Here is a 4389-nt window from a genome sequence, read left to right on the forward strand (position 1 = left end):
TCAGACCGTTGTAGTCGGTGATGGCGCGCACGCCCTGCGGCGTGTCGATCTCGAAGCTGGCATGGCCGAGGAAGGTGATGATGGCGCGGCTCGCCGTGTCTGCCGCCATCTGCGCCCCGTCGAGCGAGGCCATCTGCACGCCGCGTCCCTGCAGGGTGGGACCGAGCTCGACCAGGTTTTTGGAACAGCGCGCCAGCGCCGGTCCTGACAGCAGGGCGAAAGCGGTGACACACAGGGCGGCGAGGGAAAATCGAAGAGTCATGGGACCTCCATGAGACGCGCGCCGCCGATCCCGCCGTCGGCCATCACCAATATCAGCGAGGGAAACGAGCATCTCAATCGATTTGTCTCACGGACCGGTCGACGACTTCCATGTCCAGGATGATCGTCTCGCGTGAACTGTCTTTCGCCAAACTCCATATGTGGAAAGCGGCGGTCGGGCGGATGGCGCTGATCAGGAGCTGATTGACGGCCGGCTTCGTCCGCAACTCGATGAGCCTGGTCCGCGGATTGTCGTTGAACAGCATGAGGTGCAGAGCCGAACCGGAGGTACCTGCGACATGGGTCGCGTTTGCAACGAGAGCGACCTGTTCCTCGAACGGCAGGGTCTCGGGCCGCAGGATCTCGTAGCCACGCTTGCGAAACAGGGCCTCCGCCTCTTCTTCGTTCGAGATTACGGCGCGTGATCTGCCGAATGTCCTCTCCGGCGAGAGGCCCTTCCGGCTGAAGTAGACCTTGGCCGGTGTCGGTTGCCGGCCCGGCCGACGCTTCAGTATCTTCTCCCTGACATGGTCGAAGGCAATGCCCATTCCGGGCGATGCCTTGATCCCCTGCCAGAACTGCGACGCCGGAAGGACGAGTCGCGAGACTCGCACGTCGTTCATGGCGATCCTGATTCGCGCAATGTCGACATCGAGGGCTGCGAAGATGGTGCGGGCGAAGGGAGGCAGGTTGGCCTGTTCGCTTCTCCGGTGAAACAGCAGAAGGGCCGAACGGTCGGCCTTCGTCAGATACCAGGCACGCTGCATGGACTCCAAGAGGAAGTGCCCGAAATGATCGGAGAGCGGCCCCATGTATATGCATGTCCCGTCAAGCCGAGGGGCTTGCCGGACGCGGGCCTCCTCAATCACTGGAGGATTGGTGCGTCTTGGCACTCGATGTCCGGTAAGCGAATCGTATTCGAGGAATTCGGGCACGATCTCGCGGTCGTCGCGATACACCGCACCGGCGTAGTGGGTGGCGGGCGGCAGTGTCGGATGGCAATGGCCGGACACGAAAGCCGACGAGATGGGCTCGGCGGTCATGGGGATGACCTCGACGGCCGGCGAGAGGATCGCGCGCCGCTTGTGAAAGGAGATCGGTCCACCGATGAGCCATTTCCCGGGTTTCGATGGCTCCTCTATCGGCGATTCAGGCCTTTGCCCCTGGGGCGCATGGAGGATGGAGGGCAGCTCCCGCCATTCGAGGGGATCCAGTGAATTGTCGGCGACGAGCCTCTGTCGTCGCAGGAGACGCCTCTGTCTGCGACGCCTCTGTCTGCGCTCATCGCGAGAGGCATTCGGCGGTGCGCCCTGATCTGACACTGTGCGTTCTCTGTACTTTCCCCAGCCAGATGAACTTCCCGCAGCGGCAGCAAGCCGCTGCGGAAGGACGGCAGCTTCTCCTCGGATGCACTCGATATGCCAGCCTTAAGTCCCGTTGACTCACGATTGTGAAGGAACTAGAACAAAACACGAACATTTAACCCACAGCCCATCCATCAGACCGACGAGGGGGCGATGCCGGTCATTTCCCCGAGTGCCTTTGCTTCCCCTGACCGAAGGGCTGCCAACGATCCGGCGGCTCTGGTCCCCGCTGCCCTGCGGGAAAAGGTCAGGCGTCTGGAGAGGGCAAACAGCGCCCGTCGAAGCGGCAAAGCGGCCGCGGTTCCCCTTGGCATCCCCGCCATCGATGCGCTGCTGCCCGACGGCGGGTTGCTGACGGGTGCCCTGCACGAGATCGAGGCCGGGCCTGGTCCTTCCGGTCGCGTGGCACCCCATGACGGCGCCGCGCTCGGCTTCGCCGCCCACCTGCTCGGTCGCTTCGGGCCGGGCACGATCCTGTGGTGCCGCCGCCCGACCGGCCGCTTCGATGCCGCCCCCTATGCATCCGCGCTGTCGGCCTGGTTCGATCCGGCGCGCCTGCTGATGGTCACGGCGCAGCGCGACGAGGATCTCTTCTGGGCCATGGAAGAAGGGCTGCGCTGTCCCGGCATCGCCGCCGTGCTGGGTGAAACGCGGGCCGCCGATCCCACGGCCGGCCGCCGCCTGTCGCTCGCCGCCGAGAAGAACGGCGTGCCCGCCCTGCTGCTGCGCGCCCAGCCCGCGCCGCCGCAAAGCGTATGCGCGACCCGGTGGCGGATCGCCTCCGCCGCCTCGGCCTCGACGCCGGGCCTCACCGATGTCGGCGCCGCGCGCTGGCGCCTCGAATTGCGGCGCAACCGCTTCGGCACGCCGTCCGCCGCCGAAACCCCGTCCTGGCTCCTGGAGTGGAACGATGAAACGCATTGTCTCGCTGTGGTTCCCCAAGCTCTCCACGGATCGTCTGGCGCGCGCTTCCAGGAAAGACTGGTCGGATAGGGCCGCCGCCACCGTCGTCTGGCATGATGGCTGCCCACGCCTCGCCGCCGTCAATCCGCATGCCCGGGCCGCCGGCCTGCGTCCGCGCATGCGGCTGGCCGATGCGCGTGCCCTGCTGCCCGACCTCGTCACCGAGGCGGGCGAACCCCAGGCCGACTGCCGCCTGATCGAGACGATCGCCGGCTGGTGCGATCGCTACACGCCCTGGGTCGCGATCGATCCACTGGGGAGTGCGCTGGCCGATGACTTCGAGACGGCGTGCAGCGCCGGAGGTTTCGGCGGCGATGCCGGCCTGCTGCTCGACGTGACCGGCTGCACGCATCTCTTCGGCGAGGGCGAGAACGGCGAGCGCGCATTGCTGGCCGATCTCGTCACGCGCCTGGCCCGCCGTGACCTTTCCTGTCGCGCCGCCATGGCCGACACGGCGGGCGCCGCCTGGGCGCTGGCGCGCTTCGCCGAGCGCCAGGCCGATCTCTTCTGCCCGTCGCGCGGCCAGCGCGATGCGCTCGCCTCGTTGCCGGTCGAGGGCCTGCGCCTCGATGCGCCGATCCTGGAAGCCTTCCTGAAGCTCGGCCTGCGCCGCATCGGCGATCTCTATCCCATGCCGCGGGCACCACTCGTCCGCCGCTTCGGCGACCAACCGCTCAATCGCCTGGACCAGGCGCTGGGTACGCTCGCCGAGCCGATCGAGCCGCGCCGCATCCCACCGGCCTTCCGTACGCGCCTCGCCTTCGCCGAACCGATCGGCCGGGCCGAGGACGTCGCCGCCGCGACCAGCCGCCTGCTGGCTGCCCTCTGTCACCAGTTCGAGCAGGCCGGCGTTGGCGCGCGCCGGCTCGAGATCGCGCTCTATCGCGTCGACGGGTCGGTGGACCGCACCTCGATCGGCACCAGCCGGCCCAACCGCGACAACCCGAAGCTGATGAAGCTGTTCGAGGAAAGGCTGGGTGAGCTCGATCCCGGATTCGGCGTCGAGCTGATGATCCTGTCGGCACCCGAGGTCGAAGCCTGGAGCGGCACGCAGGATGCGCTGCCCGACCAGGAGTCGCCCGGCGTCGCCTCGGGCGTCGACGGTACGATCGATCTCGCCGACCGGCTGGCGTTGCGGCTGGGTGCGGGAAATGTCGTGCGGCTTCTGACGCGCGACAGCCACCTGCCCGAGCGTGTGCAGGTCGCCGCGCCCGTTTCGTCGAAGCCAGCCGCGGCGGGCGCCTGGCGCCGCGTCGCGAGCCTCAAGGGGGCAAGGCCGACGCGCCTGCTGCAGCGGCCCGAGCCCGTCGAGGTCACCGCCTTCGTGCCTGACGATCCGCCCTCGGTCTTCCACTGGCGGCGGCATGCCCATCGCATCGTGCGCGCCGATGGGCCCGAGCGGATCGCCAACGAATGGTGGCGCCCGCGGTCCGACGGCACTCATCCGCCGGCCGGCACCCTGCCGCCGGTACGCGATTACTACCGCGTCGAGGACGACGATGGCGGCCGCTTCTGGCTGTTCCGCGACGGGCCTTACCAGCTCGCCGCCAATGGCCAACCGACCGCCCGCTGGTTCCTCCACGGATTCTGCGCCTGAAGGGGAGAGGAAAATGGAGACCGCAACAGCAACGACCAGACGGGGCACCACACTCACCATCCGCGGCCTCGATGTCGCGATCATCGAACGCCTGAAAATCCACGCGCGCGCCAAGGGCCGCTCGCTCGAAGCCGACCTGCGCGACCTGCTGACCTATGCGTCGGGCCAGCCGCTGGTGCTCGATCCACTGGAGGAGGCCGACCG

At 67.8% G+C, this 4389-nt stretch carries 3 protein-coding genes and 2 pseudogenes; 3 read left to right on the forward strand and 2 right to left on the reverse strand.

What is annotated here, in order from left to right:
* Both Q0Q47_RS30920 and Q0Q47_RS30925 read right to left on the reverse strand, forming a co-directional pair.
* Positions 1-262, reverse strand: a pseudogene (locus Q0Q47_RS30920) (hypothetical protein); the annotation flags it as partial.
* Between the two features lie 73 nt (positions 263-335).
* Positions 336-1304, reverse strand: a complete 969-nt coding sequence (locus Q0Q47_RS30925; RefSeq protein ID WP_293869008.1) for a DUF563 domain-containing protein — start codon at positions 1302-1304, stop codon at positions 336-338.
* A 474-nt stretch (positions 1305-1778) separates the two neighbouring features.
* Here Q0Q47_RS30925 and Q0Q47_RS30930 point away from each other — a divergent pair, with 474 nt between their 5' ends.
* From Q0Q47_RS30930 to Q0Q47_RS30940, 3 genes and pseudogenes are all read left to right on the forward strand, one after another.
* Positions 1779-2618 carry a damage-inducible mutagenesis protein gene (locus tag Q0Q47_RS30930; RefSeq protein ID WP_293869010.1) on the forward strand — a complete coding sequence of 280 codons (840 nt, stop codon included), beginning with the start codon at positions 1779-1781 and terminating at the stop codon, positions 2616-2618.
* The gene (locus Q0Q47_RS30935; protein ID WP_293869012.1) at positions 2536-4185 is read left to right on the forward strand and encodes a DNA polymerase Y family protein; all 1650 of its coding nucleotides are present in this window, start codon (positions 2536-2538) and stop codon (positions 4183-4185) included. The genes Q0Q47_RS30930 and Q0Q47_RS30935 overlap by 83 nt, the downstream gene beginning before the upstream one ends.
* A 13-nt stretch (positions 4186-4198) precedes the next feature.
* Positions 4199-4389 (forward strand): annotated as a pseudogene (locus tag Q0Q47_RS30940) (hypothetical protein); the annotation flags it as partial.

The sequence above is a fragment of the uncultured Alsobacter sp. genome, assembly GCF_945952055.1.
In the GTDB taxonomy this organism is placed as follows: Bacteria; Pseudomonadota; Alphaproteobacteria; order Rhizobiales; family Beijerinckiaceae; genus Alsobacter.

Bases quoted from the DNA above. Each gene is read 5' to 3' on its own strand.
- Q0Q47_RS30925 (WP_293869008.1), bottom strand. From the start codon at position 1,304: ATGACCGCCGAGCCCATCTCGTCGGCTTTCGTGTCCGGCCATTGCCAT.
- Q0Q47_RS30930 (WP_293869010.1), top strand. From the start codon at position 1,779: ATGCCGGTCATTTCCCCGAGTGCCTTTGCTTCCCCTGACCGAAGGGCT.
- Q0Q47_RS30935 (WP_293869012.1), top strand. From the start codon at position 2,536: ATGAAACGCATTGTCTCGCTGTGGTTCCCCAAGCTCTCCACGGATCGT.